Source organism: Streptomyces sp. NPDC092296 (genome assembly GCF_044755465.1).
In the GTDB taxonomy this organism is placed as follows: domain Bacteria; phylum Actinomycetota; class Actinomycetes; order Streptomycetales; family Streptomycetaceae; genus Peterkaempfera.
The window spans coordinates 1,371,478-1,385,333 of the sequence record NZ_JBIVRB010000001.1 but is presented as its reverse complement, the minus strand read 5'-3'; the positions used below and the strand labels follow the sequence as shown (position 1 = coordinate 1,385,333).

The 13,856-nt window shown below is 73.3% G+C and carries 16 protein-coding genes; 10 read left to right on the top strand and 6 right to left on the bottom strand.

The annotated features are described in order from the left end of the window. The first annotated feature begins 3 nt into the window (after positions 1–3). The 4 genes from ACIQGZ_RS06445 to ACIQGZ_RS06430 all read left to right on the top strand — a co-directional run bounded on the left by ACIQGZ_RS06445 (position 4) and on the right by ACIQGZ_RS06430 (position 2,814). A complete protein-coding gene (locus ACIQGZ_RS06445) occupies positions 4–273 on the top strand; it encodes a UBP-type zinc finger domain-containing protein (protein WP_402599681.1) in 270 nt (89 codons plus the stop codon). A 39-nt stretch (positions 274–312) separates the two neighbouring features. Further along, positions 313–789, top strand: a complete 477-nt coding sequence (locus ACIQGZ_RS06440; RefSeq protein WP_402599680.1) for a GNAT family N-acetyltransferase — start codon at positions 313–315, stop codon at positions 787–789. A gap of 291 nt (positions 790–1,080) precedes the next feature. Then, a complete protein-coding gene (locus ACIQGZ_RS06435; RefSeq protein WP_402599679.1) occupies positions 1,081–1,494 on the top strand; it encodes an anti-sigma regulatory factor in 414 nt (137 codons plus the stop codon). Between the two features lie 201 nt (positions 1,495–1,695). Next, positions 1,696–2,814: a SigB/SigF/SigG family RNA polymerase sigma factor gene (locus ACIQGZ_RS06430; RefSeq protein ID WP_402599678.1), complete on the top strand. Its 1,119-nt coding sequence runs from the start codon at positions 1,696–1,698 to the stop codon at positions 2,812–2,814. A gap of 58 nt (positions 2,815–2,872) precedes the next feature. On the opposite strand, the gene ACIQGZ_RS06425 is transcribed toward ACIQGZ_RS06430, so the two are convergent. Then, positions 2,873–3,319: a hypothetical protein gene (locus ACIQGZ_RS06425; RefSeq protein WP_402599677.1), complete on the bottom strand. Its 447-nt coding sequence runs from the start codon at positions 3,317–3,319 to the stop codon at positions 2,873–2,875. 118 nt (positions 3,320–3,437) lie between these two features. Between ACIQGZ_RS06425 and ACIQGZ_RS06420 the strand changes: the two genes are divergently transcribed. Both ACIQGZ_RS06420 and ACIQGZ_RS06415 read left to right on the top strand, forming a co-directional pair. Then, the gene (locus ACIQGZ_RS06420) at positions 3,438–4,385 is read left to right on the top strand and encodes a diacylglycerol/lipid kinase family protein (RefSeq protein ID WP_402599676.1); all 948 of its coding nucleotides are present in this window, start codon (positions 3,438–3,440) and stop codon (positions 4,383–4,385) included. A gap of 337 nt (positions 4,386–4,722) precedes the next feature. Continuing rightward, the gene (locus ACIQGZ_RS06415; RefSeq protein ID WP_055587342.1) at positions 4,723–4,974 is read left to right on the top strand and encodes a WhiB family transcriptional regulator; all 252 of its coding nucleotides are present in this window, start codon (positions 4,723–4,725) and stop codon (positions 4,972–4,974) included. Positions 4,975–5,458: 484 nt separating this feature from the next. Here the strand turns inward: ACIQGZ_RS06415 and ACIQGZ_RS06410 are convergent, their stop codons facing one another. After that, complete coding sequence (locus ACIQGZ_RS06410) at positions 5,459–6,952, bottom strand: sensor histidine kinase (protein ID WP_402599675.1); 1,494 nt, start codon at positions 6,950–6,952, stop codon at positions 5,459–5,461. Between the two features lie 432 nt (positions 6,953–7,384). Here ACIQGZ_RS06410 and ACIQGZ_RS06405 point away from each other — a divergent pair, with 432 nt between their 5' ends. Continuing rightward, positions 7,385–8,200, top strand: a complete 816-nt coding sequence (locus ACIQGZ_RS06405; RefSeq protein WP_402599674.1) for an SAM-dependent methyltransferase — start codon at positions 7,385–7,387, stop codon at positions 8,198–8,200. 24 nt (positions 8,201–8,224) lie between these two features. On the opposite strand, the gene ACIQGZ_RS06400 is transcribed toward ACIQGZ_RS06405, so the two are convergent. After that, entirely contained in the window at positions 8,225–9,133 is a 909-nt protein-coding gene (locus tag ACIQGZ_RS06400) for a helix-turn-helix domain-containing protein (protein ID WP_402599673.1), read from the bottom strand. A gap of 45 nt (positions 9,134–9,178) precedes the next feature. Then, on the bottom strand, positions 9,179–9,436 hold the full coding sequence (locus ACIQGZ_RS06395; RefSeq protein ID WP_402599672.1) for a DUF397 domain-containing protein: 258 nt from the start codon (positions 9,434–9,436) through the stop codon (positions 9,179–9,181). A gap of 180 nt (positions 9,437–9,616) precedes the next feature. Between ACIQGZ_RS06395 and ACIQGZ_RS06390 the strand changes: the two genes are divergently transcribed. Beyond that, positions 9,617–10,108 (top strand): ATP-binding protein, encoded by a 492-nt coding sequence (locus tag ACIQGZ_RS06390; protein ID WP_402599671.1) that lies wholly within the window; start codon positions 9,617–9,619, stop codon positions 10,106–10,108. 92 nt (positions 10,109–10,200) lie between these two features. Continuing rightward, positions 10,201–11,043 (top strand): hypothetical protein, encoded by an 843-nt coding sequence (locus tag ACIQGZ_RS06385; protein WP_402599670.1) that lies wholly within the window; start codon positions 10,201–10,203, stop codon positions 11,041–11,043. Positions 11,044–11,064: 21 nt separating this feature from the next. On the opposite strand, the gene ACIQGZ_RS06380 is transcribed toward ACIQGZ_RS06385, so the two are convergent. Together ACIQGZ_RS06380 and ACIQGZ_RS06375 are read right to left on the bottom strand one after the other, a co-directional pair. After that, entirely contained in the window at positions 11,065–11,517 is a 453-nt protein-coding gene (locus tag ACIQGZ_RS06380) for a type II toxin-antitoxin system PemK/MazF family toxin (protein ID WP_402599669.1), read from the bottom strand. A 39-nt stretch (positions 11,518–11,556) separates the two neighbouring features. After that, a complete protein-coding gene (locus tag ACIQGZ_RS06375) occupies positions 11,557–12,507 on the bottom strand; it encodes a LysR family transcriptional regulator (protein WP_402599668.1) in 951 nt (316 codons plus the stop codon). 65 nt (positions 12,508–12,572) lie between these two features. On the opposite strand from ACIQGZ_RS06375, the gene ACIQGZ_RS06370 reads away from it, so the two are divergent. Continuing rightward, entirely contained in the window at positions 12,573–13,652 is a 1,080-nt protein-coding gene (locus ACIQGZ_RS06370) for a YeiH family protein (protein ID WP_402599667.1), read from the top strand. The last annotated feature ends 204 nt before the right edge of the window (positions 13,653–13,856 follow it).

Sequence of the window (13,856 nt, the reverse complement as noted above, 5' to 3'; positions counted from 1 at the left end):
GACATGTCTGGACTGCCCGGTTGCGCCCATACGCCGCAGCTGCCCGCGCCCGAACCGCCGGCCACCGCCGAGAGCTGCCGCCGCTGCGACGAGACGGGGCAGCATCCCGTGCAGCTGCGCAAGTGCCTGGTCTGCGGGCAGGTCGGCTGCTGCGACTCCTCGCCGTCCCGGCACGCCACCGCGCACTTCGAGGAGACCGGCCATCCGGTGATGCGGTCGTATGAGCCGGGCGAGTCCTGGCGCTGGTGCTACGTGGACCGGCGGCTGGTGTGAGGCTGGCCGCCGCCCGGCGGCCTCCCGTACCCTCGCAGCATGATCCGGCCAGCCACCCCTGACGACGTCCCGGCGATCCACACCATGATCCGCGAGCTAGCGGAGTACGAGCAGGCGCTGCACGAGGCGCTCGCCACCGAGGAGCAGCTGCGCGAGGCGCTGTTCGGGGAGCGGGCGGCCGTCTTCGCACACATCGCCGAGGACGACGCGAGCGGGGAGGCCGTCGGCTTCGCGCTCTGGTTCCGGAACTTCTCCACCTGGCGGGGCACCCACGGCATCTACCTGGAGGACCTCTACATACGCCCGGAGGCCCGGGGCGGCGGGCACGGCAAGGCGCTGCTGCGCGAGCTGGCCCGGATCTGCGCGGAGCGGGGCTACGCGCGGTTGGAGTGGTCGGTGCTGGACTGGAACGAGCCGTCCATCGGCTTCTACAAGTCGCTCGGCGCGGTGCCGATGGACGAGTGGACCGTCTTCCGGCTCACCGGTGAGCCGCTGGCCGAGCTCGCGGCGGGTTGAGCGACGCCCGGCGCGGCCGCCCGAGGCGTACTGTCACCGGTTGTACGCGAGGGCTTACCATAAGTGGCCCGCAGGCTCGCTCGTTCACGTGACTGCCCGCTCGGGCGGCGACATCCGGGCCCGGATCGCGGTAGCGTCACAGGCGGATGCACGGCGTCCGGGCAGCCCGAGAGGGGTATGACCGTACCTGTGCACCGAGCCCCGGCCGACCGGGGCGCAAGCAGTTGAGGCAAGCAGCCAAGGCCGTGGCCCTCGGGGCCGATTGCACGGCGTGTCACCCAGGAGGTGAGGGTGTCCCAGTTCGACGGCGAGCCCGGAGCGAAGGACTTCGTCGAAGTCCGGCTGCCCGCGGCAGGGGCGTACCTCTCGGTTCTGCGGACGGCGACCGCCGGTCTCGCGGCCCGACTGGACTTCACCCTGGACGAGATCGAGGATCTGCGGATCGCGGTCGACGAAGCCTGCGCCATCCTGCTCCAGCAGGCGGTGCCGGGGTCGGTGCTCACCTGCGAGTTCCGGCTGGTCGGGGACTCGCTGCGGGTGACCGTGTCCGCCCCGACGACCGACGGCCGCGCCCCGGAGCGCGACACCTTCGCCTGGACCGTGCTCTCCGCGCTGGCCGGCGAGGTGGAGTCGACCGTGGCGGAGGACCGCACCGTGAGCATCAGCCTGCACAAGAAGCGCGGTGCCGGCCCCGGCCAGCCGTGAGGCGGGCCGCATGCGCGACGGCGGGGCCGTCGCGCATGCGGTGCAGGCCCTGCACGGCCGCGCGTCCCGACCCGCCCGGGGCCGTGCGGTACACCCACCTGTTGACCCCGGAGCCGCGCTCGCGGCGCCGGTGCTCCCGGAACGGAACGGGGGATCGCCGTGAGTGATCTGGACCGCGCAGGCGCTGTGGGGCCCACGCCCGTGGCCGGCCTGCCGCCGGCCGGCGGGCCGGGCCTGGACGAAGCCCGCACTGTCCCCGCCCAGGCGGGGACGCCGGAGTCCTCGGCCGCCGGGCTCGGCACCGCCCGACCGGTGGACGCCGACCTTGACGGCACGGACCTTGACGGCACCGACCTTGACGGCACCGACCTTGATGACGCGTACCCGAAGGACGCCCCCCGGATGAGCCAGCCGCCCGAGCCGACGCCGGAGGCCGCGCCCGAGCCCGCGCGCGAGCCGGTGCCCCAACGTGAGCCGGTGCCCGAGCCCGAGCCGGCATCCGAGCACGAGCCGGTGCCCGAGCCGGACGAGGACCTGCCGGAGGCGCACGCCGCCACTCCGCACGCCCCCGACCGGGCGGCCGCGCGGGCGCTGTTCGTCCGGCTGTCCGCGCTGCCGGAGGGCTCGCCGGAGCGGGTCGAGCTGCGCAACCAGCTGGTCCGGATGCACATCCCGCTGGTGGAGCACCTGGCCCGCCGCTTCCGCAACCGCGGCGAGCCGCTGGACGACCTCACCCAGGTCGCCACCATCGGCCTGATCAAGTCGGTGGACCGCTTCGACCATGAGCGGGGCGTGGAGTTCTCCACCTACGCCACGCCGACCATCGTGGGCGAGATCAAGCGGCACTTCCGCGACAAGGGCTGGGCGGTCCGGGTGCCGCGCCGCCTCCAGGAGCTGCGGCTCTCGCTGACCACCGCCACCGGTGAGCTCTCCCAGCGGCACGGGCGCTCACCGACCGTGCACGAGCTGGCGGAGCACCTGGGCATCTCCGAGGAGGACGTGCTGGAGGGGCTGGAGTCGGCCAACGCCTACAGCACCCTCTCGCTGGACGTGCCCGACACCGACGACGAGTCGCCCGCCGTGGCCGACACGCTCGGCGCGGAGGACGACGCGCTGGAGGGCGTGGAGTACCGCGAGTCGCTCAAACCGCTGCTGGCGCAGCTGCCGCCGCGCGAGCAGAAGATCCTGGTGCTGCGGTTCTTCCGCAATATGACCCAGTCTCAGATCGCCGCCGAGGTGGGCATCTCGCAGATGCACGTCTCCCGGCTGCTCGCCCGCACCCTCGCCCAGCTGCGGGAGAAGCTGCTGGTGGAGGAGTAGACCGCCGACGTACGAGGGCCGCCCCGGGTCAGCCGGGGCGGCCCTCGTACGTCTGCGGTCAGCCCTGGGTGCGGGGGCTCTCCAGCACCGCCGTCACCCGGGGGTGCAGCAGCGACCCGATGCCGGCCAGCCCGAGCAGCAGGACCAGCACCGCCGCCACGCTCATCGCGCCGCCGCTCTGCCACATGTAGTACGCCACCGGCAGGCAGATGGAGTCGGTCAGCAGCGCCGGGCTGCGGCCCCAGCGGCCCCGCCGCAGCAGCCCCCGGCCGGCCAGCAGCGGCAGCACACCCATCAGCAGGATCACCACACCGCCGAACTCGGCCAGCCCGCGGTTGTGGGGGGTGCCGGTCAGCGCGGCCACCATGTCGTAGACGCCCCAGGCGGCCAGGACCGCGCCCTGGACCAGGGCGATCACGGCCCCGGCCAGCAGCGGGGCCGGTCGGGTCGCGGCGGGGGCGGTGTCGGCGAGGGCGCGGTCGGCGCCAGAGCTGTCGGCGGTCACCCCAGCAGGGTAGCCGGAGCCCGGCGGCGCGGACCGCGCGCGTGCCGGTCGTCACATGGCGCGCCACCCGCCGGACCGGTGCTCCGGGCTGTACCAGTGGGTAGGTACTCTGAGTCCCATGCGTGCGCTCCTGGTCGTGAATCCGATGGCGACGACCACCAGTGAGCGGACCAGGGACGTGCTGACCCACGCACTCGCCAGCGACCTCAAGTTGGAGATCGCCGCCACCGAGTACCGGGGGCACGCCAGGGACCTGGCCCGCCAGGCCGTCACGGACGGCACCGTCGACCTGGTGGTCGCGCTCGGTGGCGACGGCACGGTCAACGAGGTGGTCAACGGCCTGCTGGCGCACGGGCCTTCGGAGCGGGTGCCCCGGCTGGCGGTGGTACCGGGCGGCAGCACCAATGTCTTCGCCCGCACCCTGGGCCTGCCCAACGACCCGGTCGAGGCCACCGGCGCACTGCTGGACGCGCTGGACAAGCGGCGCGAACGGGTGATCAGCCTGGGCAAGGCGATGACCGACGGGCTGCCGGACCGCTGGTTCACCTTCTGCGCCGGGCTGGGGTTCGACGCCGGGGTGGTGGGCCGGGTGGAGGCGCAGCGGACGGCGGGGCGCAGGTCGACGCACGCCCTCTACGTCAACCAGGCGCTCCGCCACTACATCACCGAGCGTGAACGGCGTAGGACCGGCCCGATCGAGCTGCGCATCCCGGGCCAGGACCCGGTGCCGGGCCTGGTGTTCTCCATAGTGTCGAACACCTCCCCCTGGACGTTCCTGGGCAACCGGCCGGTCTACCCCTCCCCGAACGCGTCGTTCGACACGGACCTCGATCTCTTCGGCCTCACCCGGATGACCGTGGCCAGTACGGCCCGCGCGGTACGGGGGCTGCTGGGCGCCGCCGCCCCCGGCCCCAAGGGCCGGCACGTGGTCTCGTACCACGATCTGCGCCACTTCACCTTGGTTTCGCAGGAATCCGTGCCGTTCCAGGTGGACGGGGACCACCTTGGAGACCGGACCCAGGTGAGTTTCACAGGCGTACGCCGGGCACTGCGTGTGATTGTGTGACTAGAGGGGCCGTTCGGCCTTGCACTCGAACGTACAACCCGCCTTCACTCCATTGAAGTACAGGGTGTGATGGAGGCGACACCAAAGAATCAAAAATTCCTTCCCGAAGGGGGTTGTATCCGACGCCGAGGTTTGCGAACCTCTTCTTGGCGATCGGGACGAACCGCAACGGGACATCCGCCGGAGTCGCCCGAATCCTTTGCTCAAGCACAGCCTCGCGGGCCGACGTGTCTGTCGACCCCTTTGCCTGTCCCGGGATTCGTGAAAGCGTTCACATTCACAAGCCACCACAGGTGTCGGCGGGCCACCGCCTGTCGACAGGAGGAGTTGGACCACCATGGACTGGCGCCACCGCGCTGTCTGCCGGGAAGAGGACCCCGAGCTGTTCTTCCCGATCGGTAACACCGGTCCGGCGCTGCTGCAGATCGAGGAGGCCAAGGCCGTGTGCCGTCGGTGCCCGGTCATGGAGCAGTGTCTGCAGTGGGCCCTGGAGACCGGTCAGGACGCCGGCGTGTGGGGCGGTCTGAGCGAGGATGAGCGTCGCGCGATGAAGCGCCGCGCCGCCCGCAATCGGGCCCGCACCGCCTGACATACCCGCTGAGAAGCGGGGCGCGATCACTGCTCGACCCAGCACCACGACAGGCCCCCGACCCGGTCGGGGAGAACTGTCGCCCATCTGCCTCGCGCCCCGCGGCGTCCTTCGGCCACGACATTTGGTACCGTCGTTGACGAAGGGCCGCCGCTGTGCGAAGCACTGCGGGCCAGACCCGCTGACCGCGGCATGACCGCGGACCAGAAACCCCTGTTCCGGCCGACTCCCCCCGACGGCCGGAGCAGGACGAGAGGCCCTGCCGACCCACCCCCCCCGGTCGGCAGGGCCTCGTTCTGTATCTTTTGTGGTTCCCTCGCCTCCGGGCGCCTTCTGCCGGTGTCGACACTCCTCGCTCTGGCGCTCCTTCGTTCCTCAGTCGCTTGTCGCTCGTCGCTTTCGACACCGGCGCGCCCTTCGGCTCGCTCACCGGCGGGGCGGGGTGGGCCCCCGGGGGGCGGGGCTGGGGTGGGTGGGCCGGGGGTCAGCGGACGGGGATTTCCAGGATCACCTTGGTGCCGCCGCCCGGGACCGCCACCATGTCGAAGGTGCCGCCCAGCTCGCCGGTGGCCAGGGTGCGCACGATCTGGAGGCCGAGGTTGCCGCCGCGCTGCGGGTCGAACCCCTCCGGCATGCCACGGCCGTCGTCCTGAACGGTGATCAGCAGATGCTCGCCGGACTTGCCCGCGCCGCCCCGGGCGTCCGCCCGGCCGCGCAGCGCGCCCACTTCGAGGTTGCCGGCGTCCTTGGTGCCGAAGGCGTGCTCCAGGGCGTTCTGTAGCAGTTCGGTGAGCACCATCGCCAGCGGGGTGGCCACCTCCGCCGAGAGGATGCCGAAGCTGCCGCTGCGCCGGGTGGCCACCCGTCCGTCCTGGGACAGCTCCATCACCATGGCCAGCACCCGGTCCGCGATCTCGTCGAACGCCACCTGCTCGTCCAGCGTCTGCGACAGCGTCTCGTGCACGATGGCGATCGAGCCGACCCGCCGCACCGCCTCGTCCAGCGCCAGCCGGGCCGGTGCCGAGTCCATCCGCCGCGACTGGAGGCGCAGCAGGGCCGCCACCGTCTGGAGGTTGTTCTTGACCCGGTGGTGGATCTCCCGGATGGTGGCGTCCTTGGTCATCAGTTCCCGCTCGCGGCGCCGCAGTTCGGTGACATCGCGGAGCAGCACCAGCGAGCCGACGTGGACGCCCTTGGGCTTCAGCGGGATGGCGCGCAGCTGGACCACGCCGTCGTTGGCCTCCACCTCGGTCTGCCGGGGGGCCCAGCCGCTGGCCAGCTTCACCAGGGCCTCGTCCACCGGGCCCCGGGACGGCGGGACCAGTTCGGCGGTGGTGCGGCCCAGGTGGCAGCCGACCAGATCGGCGGTGAGGCCGAGCCGGTGGTAGGCGGAGAGCGCATTGGGGCTGGCGTAGGTGACGACGCCTTCCGCGTCCAGCCGGATCAGCCCGTCGCCGGCCCGGGGGGCGGCGTCCATGTCGACCTGCTCGCCGGGGAAGGGGAAGGAGCCGGCCGCGATCATCTGGGCCAGGTCGGAGGCGCTCTGCAGATAGGTGAGCTCCAGCCGGCTGGGGGTGCGTACGGTGAGCAGGTTGGTGTTGCGGGCGATGACGCCCAGCACCCGGCCCTCGCGGCGGACCGGGATGGACTCCACCCGTACCGGCACCTCCTCGCGCCACTCGGGGTCGCCCTCCCGCACGATGCGGCCCTCGTCGTACGCGGCGTCCAGCAGCGGGCGGCGGCCGCGCGGGATCAGGTGGCCGATCATGTCGTCCTGGTGCGAGGTGGGCCCGGTGTTGGGGCGCATCTGGGCCACCGAGACATACCGGGTGCCGTCGTGGGTGGGAATCCACAGCACCAGGTCGGCGAAGGACAGGTCGGAGAGCAGCTGCCACTCCGAGACCAGCAGGTGGAGCCACTCCACGTCGGCGCTGGTGAGGGTGGTGTGCTGGCGGACCAGTTCATTGAGCGAGGGCACGCTGCGAGCGTAACCGCAGCCGTGGCCGGGGGGCTCACCGGAGCCGCCGCAGCGGGTGCCCGCAGAAGTTGTCCAGACCAATTTGCGGACTGCTCTGGACAGCCGCGAGTGGTCTAGTCCACCATGGGGGGACAAGGAGGAACCCTCGCGCATCTGCCCTGACCGCGCACGGTTCCTCCGTCGGCCGCGCGCCGGACCGGGCCCCGCACAGCCCGCTCCGGCGCCTGCGCGGCCGACCACACCTCCGGGCTGCGGTGCCGGACGGGCCGAGGGTCCCGTCGCGGCGCCGCGGCCCGACGTGCTGCCCCGGTCCCGCCCCGAGTGCCGTGCGGCGGGCGTAGCTGATCCGCGTAGATCATCCATTGCCTCCCCAGCACGGCCTGTTCACCCCTAGGATGACCGGACCATACCGGTATGACTGCGAGGGGTCGCATGGGCCAGCACCGTGAATTACCTTCCGTCGAGATCGACTCCGCGGTGCCCAGCGTCGCCCGGATGTACGACTACTACCTCGGCGGCAAGGACAACTACGCCGTCGACCGCGAGGCGTCCGACGAGCTGCTCAAGACGGTGCCCAGCACCAAGGAGCTGGCGGTCAACAACCGCCGCTTCCTGCGCCGGGTGGTGCGCCGGCTGGCCGAGGACTACGGCATCCGGCAGTTCCTGGACCACGGGTCCGGCCTGCCGACCCAGGACAACGTCCACCAGGTCGCCCAGCGGGTGGACCCCGAGTCCCGCGTGGTCTACATCGACAACGACCCGATCGTGCTGGCGCACGGCCGCGCGCTGCTGGAGGAGAACGACAACACCGCCGTCATCCAGGCGGACATGCGGGACACCGACGGGATCTTCGGGCACCCCGAGGTCCGCCGCCTGATCGACTTCGACCAGCCGGTGGCCGCGCTGTTCGTCTCGGTGCTGCACTGCATACCGGACTCCTCCGACCCCGCCGGGCTGGTGCGCCGGGTCGCGGACCGGCTGGCGCCGGGCAGCTTCCTGGTGGTCTGCCAGCTGGTCAGCGAGGACCGCGCCACCCGCGACTTCGTGACCGACTACATGGACCGCAGCACCCACGGGCGCTGGGGCCGGGTGCGGGAGGAGCACGACGTCGAGCGGTTCCTCGACGGCCTGGAGATCCTGGAGCCCGGCCTGGTGGAGGTCTCCACCTGGCGGCCGGACGGCGACCTCGGCCCCAAGCAGCGCACCCAGGAGTGGATCGAGTTCGGCGGCCTGGCCCGCAAGCCCTGACCCCAAGGGTGCCGCCGGGCCTCGTCAGGGGTGCCGGGCCAGCAGGTCCTTGAGGAACTTGACGGTGTTGCGCGGCGACTCGGCCTCGGCGCACAGCCGGTCCAGCACGGCGAGGTAGCTGTCGACCTCGCCCGGCTTGTCCAGGTAGAGCGCGCTGGTCAGCTGCTCCAGGTAGACGATGTCCGGCAGGTCGCGCTCCTGGAAGCGCAGGATGGTGATCGGCCCTCCGGCCGCGGCCAGGCCGCCGATGGCGAACGGCGCGACCTGCAACGTCACATTGGGGCTCTGCGCCGCCTCCAGCAGCCGCTCGAACTGGGCACGCATCATGTCCGGCCCGCCCAGCGGCCGTCGTAGCGACGCCTCGTCCATCACCGCCCACAGCCGGGGCGCGCCCGGCCGCTGCAACTGCTTCTGACGGTCCATCCGCAGCTGGACCCGGCGCTCGGTCTCCCGGATCGAGGCCCTGGGGTGACCCAGCCGGACCACGGCTCGCGCGTACTCCTCTGTCTGGAGCAGGCCGGGGACGAACTGCACCTCGTAGGTGCGGATGACGGACGCCGCCTCCTCCAGCCCGAGGTGCGTCTCGAACCAGCCCGGCAGGACGTCCCCGTACTGGTTCCACCAGCCGGGTTCATTGGCCTGCCGGGCCAGCGTGAGGAAATCGGACCGACGGTCCTCGTCGGTCACGCCGTACAGGGTGAGCAGGTCCGCGACATCGCGCTCCTTGAACCCCACCCGCCCCAGCTCCAGGCGGCTGATCTTCGCGTGCGAGCCGCGAATCGCCTCCCCGGCCGCCTCGCGGGTGATCCCCCGATCCTCGCGAAGCCGGCGAAGCTGGATGCCCAGCACGATGCGCAGCACCGTCGGACCACCCCGAGGCTGTTCGAGGTAGCTCCTTATGGACGGCTCAGTGCCCGGCCGGGTGGCGGTCATTGCGACTCCCCTGAGTGACTGCGCAAGCACTCAGTCTCGCACTACCTAACGGCCCAGTACAGCGCTGCCACCGGCCAGGGAGTCGAAGTCGCCGTCCTTCACCCCGCCGATGAAGGCTGCGATTTCGTCCCTGGTGTAGATGAGCGCGGGGCCCTGGGGGTCGCGGGAATTGCGCACCGCGGCGCCGCCGTCGGGCAGTGCGGCAAGCTCCACGCAGTTCCCGCTGGGGTTGCTGCGCCGACTCTTTCGCCAGGTCACGCCCTGGATTTGGGTGGCCTGGACGCCGTTCTCAAGCTGCTCCATCCGGGATGCTCCTTCATTCTCACGTGCTTGTGCACGTGCATTTGCGAGTGCAACTGTGCTTACAGCTGTGCTTACGACTGTAATTGCAGATGTGCTTGCAGCAACAGGGGCCAGCCGGGGATAGTGGTTCGCGCAGGCACCGTTCACGCCCAACGCCCGAGAGGCTCCCCGGAGATCGTGATGACAGCGCATGCGACCATGTCACCGGGCACCGCCGTGCTCACCGCGCCGGTCGGCGCGGACGGCCCCGAGATCGGCGCCAGAGGCTTCGCGACCTGCGCCCTCACCGGAAACCCGCAGGCCACCGGTGTCGCACGGCACTTCGCCCGGTCCACCCTCCAGGGCTGGGACATGCCCTTCCTGATCGAGGACGTCGAGATCATCGTGTCCGAGATGCTCAGCAACGCGATCCGCCACGGACTGCCGACCGCCTGCGAGCAGCCCGTCCGCCCGCGCCTGGTCGGGCTGGGGCTGCTGCGCCGGGGCGAAACCGTGCTCTGCGCGGTCTCCGACCCCAGCAGCGAGGTGCCGGTGGTCCGCGAGCCCGACCAGTTGGCGGAGTCCGGGCGTGGGCTGCGGCTGATCGACTCGCTCAGCCAGTCCTGGGGCTGGACGCCCAACCGCTGCGGCAAGTCCGTCTGGGCGACGGTCTCCGCCGGGCTGCCCTGCTGAGCGGCCCGCCGATCCCTCCCTGCGGGTGACGGTCGTCCCGCATCCGGCCGGGACACCGCGCGGCCCGACCTGCGGCATGCGACGGTGAGGCAATGCGCCGTCCCACCTTCGCCGCCCTGCTCCTGCCGGTGCTGATCACCGCCGTCGTCTGCATCACCCAGGCACCCCCGCCCGCCTCCGACGACGCGGACGACCAGGCGTACCCGGGCGCCCCGGCGCTGGGGAGCGCCCCGCCGAGTACCGCGTCCCGGCCCGTACCCCATGCCGCTCCGGGCACCTCGGACGCGGCGCAGTCAGCGGCGGTGGAACGACTGGTACTGACCGGGCGGAAGCCTCTCCCGGCGGGTCACCCGGTGGACCATGCGGCGAGCCCCTTCACCGCCCTACCGCCCGGGGCCAAGGCTCCGGCGAGGGTGCCTGCCAAGGCCGGCCCGACCAAGAACGGCCCAGCCAAGGCCGGCCCGACCAAGAACAGCCCAGCCAAGAACAGCCCGGCCAAGAGCCGCCCGGCCAAGGACCGGCCCGGTGCGCATCCGCGTCCGGACGCGCACCCGCACCCCCGCCCGCACCCCCAGCACGGCCGGCCCGGGTCGGCAGCCGACCCGGCGCCGGAGGTCACGCCCGGCACGGCACCGGCACCCGTGGTCCCGCCCGCGCCCGCCGGTGACCCGAGCGCCCCCGGGCCGGTGGTCACGCCCGGCACCGCGCCGGCGCCCGTGGTCACCCCCGCGCCCGCCTCCGAGACACCCGCCCCCGCCACCACCCCCACCACGGCGCCCGCGCCCCCGCGCCCCGCCGCACACCCGAGCGCCCCCGCGCCGTCTCCGTCGTCCGGCGGCACGGTACGGCTCGGCTTCATGTGCACGGCGGGCGCCAAGGCGGGGCAGCTGCCCGGCCAGTTGATGGGGCTGTGCCGGTCCGTCTACGGCAACTGACCGGGCCGGGCTCCGGCCCGGTCAGCGCCAGCCGTAGCGGCGCCGCAGCCGCTCCGCGACCAGGTCGAACCGGGCCCGGTCCAGCGCGCACGCCTCGCGCCGCATACCGCGCGGGTGCACCCGCAGCACCCGGTCCAGCGACACCCAGGAGTCCCGCCCGGAGCGGTCCCACGGACCCGCGCCGAGCGCCACCCAGTCGCCCGAGCCGTCGTGCTCCTTGCTGGACAGCATCACCGCCAGCAGCGTGCCGCCCGCCTCCCGGGCGACCACCAGCACCGGCCGGTCCTTGCCCCGGCCGTCGTGCTCCTCGTACGGCACCCAGGTCCAGACGATCTCGCCGGGGTCCGGGTCGCCGTCGTGGTCCGGCGCGTACGCGGTCCGTACCGGGCCCATGCCGTCCGGCCGGACCTCCACCGTCGCGTCGGCCCCGCTGCGGCCGGGAAGGTCGGGCTCACTGCTGATCAAGTCGGTCATCGGCACAGGCTAGCTGGCCGCCGCAGGGCCGGGGCCGGGTCAGCCGGGCGGGTGCGGGGCGCGGGCCGCCCGCAGCAGGTGCAGCGCCGGATCGGGCAGCCGGGTGCCGGTGGGCCAGACGGCGCGCAGGGTGCGGGTCAGCGACAGGCCGGGGTCCAGCGGGGCTTCGACCAGGCGGCCGGCCGCGAGGTCGTCGCGGACGGCGAGTTCGGACAGGACGGCGGGGGCGGACCCGCCGAGCGCGGCGGCGCGCAGCGGGGCGGTGGAGCCCAGTTCGAGGATCGGCACCTGCGGTCCGTGCCAGGGGCGCAGCGCCCGTTCCAGGGTCTCCCGGGTGCCGGAGCCGGACTCGCGCAGCAGCAGCGGGGTGGCGGCCAGCTCCTCGCCGGTGACCGGCCGGGTGCGGCGGGCCCAGGGGTGGCCGGGCGCCGCGACCACCACGAGCCGGTCGCGGCCGACGACGGCGGCGGTCAGGTCGGGCGGCGTCCAGGGGCCCTCGATGAAGCCGAGGTCCGCCTCGCCGTTGCGCAGCGCCTGGATGACCTGGTGGCTGTTGGTGACCCGCAGCGCCACATGGACGTGCGGGTCGACCTCGCGCAGTGCGGCCAGCCAGCCGGGCAGCAGCTGCTCGGCCAGGGTGAGGCTGGCGGCGACCTTGAGGCTGCCCTGCTGTTGGGCCTTGAGCGCGGCGACGCCCTCGACCAGCGCCGCCGCCTGCTCCAGCAGCCGGCGGGCCCAGTCGGTGACGACCAGCCCGGCGGGGGTGAGCTGGGAGCCGGTGGTCGCCCTGACCAGCAGTTGGAGCCCGAGTCGGCGTTCCAGGGTGCGCATCCGCTCGCTGGCGGTGGGCTGGCTGATCCGCAGCCGGGCGGCGGCCCGGCCCAGGCTGCCGGTCTCGGCCACCGCGACCAGCAGTTGCAGGGCGCCCAGGTCGGGCAGCCGGTGCGGGGCGGGTCCCGGGTCGGGGTGCGCGGATCGGTCGATGGCCATAGGGGAACCCTATGTCGTCGCAGGTGATCACCGGCTACCGGCGGTCGGCGGCCGGGCGGAGGGTCATGGGTATGACGACCTCCCCGCAGCATGCGACGCTCCCCCGCCCCCGGCCGGCAACCGCCGTACGGTCCCGGCGCCCGCTGCCGGGCGCCGGACTGCTGCCGGGGCTGGCGGCGGCCGCGCTGGCCGTGGTGGCGGCGCTGCTGGTCAACCGGGTGCTGCCGTCGCTGGCGGTGCTCACGGCGGCGGTGGTGCTGGGCGTGCTGGCGGCCAATGTGCGGGTCGGCGGGCTGCGGCTGCTGCCTGCGGCGACCCGGCCGGGGCTGGACTTCGCGGGCAAGCGGGTGATGCGGGCCGGGGTGGTGCTGCTGGGGTTGAAGCTGGCGCTGGGCGATGTGCTGGGGCTGGGGTGGCGGACGCTGGTCGTGGTGGTGGCGGTGGTCGCGGCCACCTTCTTCGGCACCCGCTGGCTGGGGCGGCGGCTCGGGCTGCCGGGCGACCAGCCGCTGCTGATCGCCACCGGCTTCTCGATCTGCGGGGCTTCGGCGGTCGCGGCGGTGAACGGCGTCACCGACAGCGAGGAGGACGACGTGGTGACGGCGGTCGCCCTGGTCACGCTGTGCGGCAGCCTGGCCATCGCGGTACTGCCGCTGCTGCACCAGCCGCTGGGGCTGACCGATGTGCAGTTCGGCCGCTGGGCCGGGGCCAGCGTGCACGACGTGGGCCAGGTGGTGGCGGTCGGGCAGACGGCGGGGCCGACCGCGCTGGCCCAGGCCGTGGTGGTGAAGCTGATGCGGGTCGCCCTGCTGGCCCCGATCGTGGCCGGGACGGCGCTGGCCCGGCGGCGGGCGGCCGGTCCCGGTACGGCGGCGGGGGGCAGGCGGCCCGCTGTGGTGCCGTTCTTCGTGGCGGCGTTCCTGGTGCTGGTGGCGGTGCGGAGCACCGGTGCGGTACCGGCCGGCTGGCTGGACGGCGCGGCCCGGCTGGACGAGGTGCTGCTGGCGGCGGCGCTGTTCGGCCTGGGCAGCGCGGTGGACGTCCGCCACCTGGTCCGCACCGGCGGCCGGGCCCTGCTGGTCGGCCTGGCCTCCTGGCTGCTGATCGCCGCCACCGCCTACGTCGGGGTCCGGCTCACCACCTGAGCCGCCTGCCCCGGCCCGCCAGGACGGCTCAGCCCGTGAAGCGGGCGAGGTAGCCGGAGAGGTCGGCCGGGTCGGTGGTGGCCAGCCCGAGGTAGCCGTCAGGGCGTTGCTGGCGGCGGCGCTGTTCGGCCTGGGCAGCGCGGTGGACGTCCGCCACCTGGTCCGCACCGGCGGCCGGGCCCTGCTGGTCGGCCTGGCCTCCTG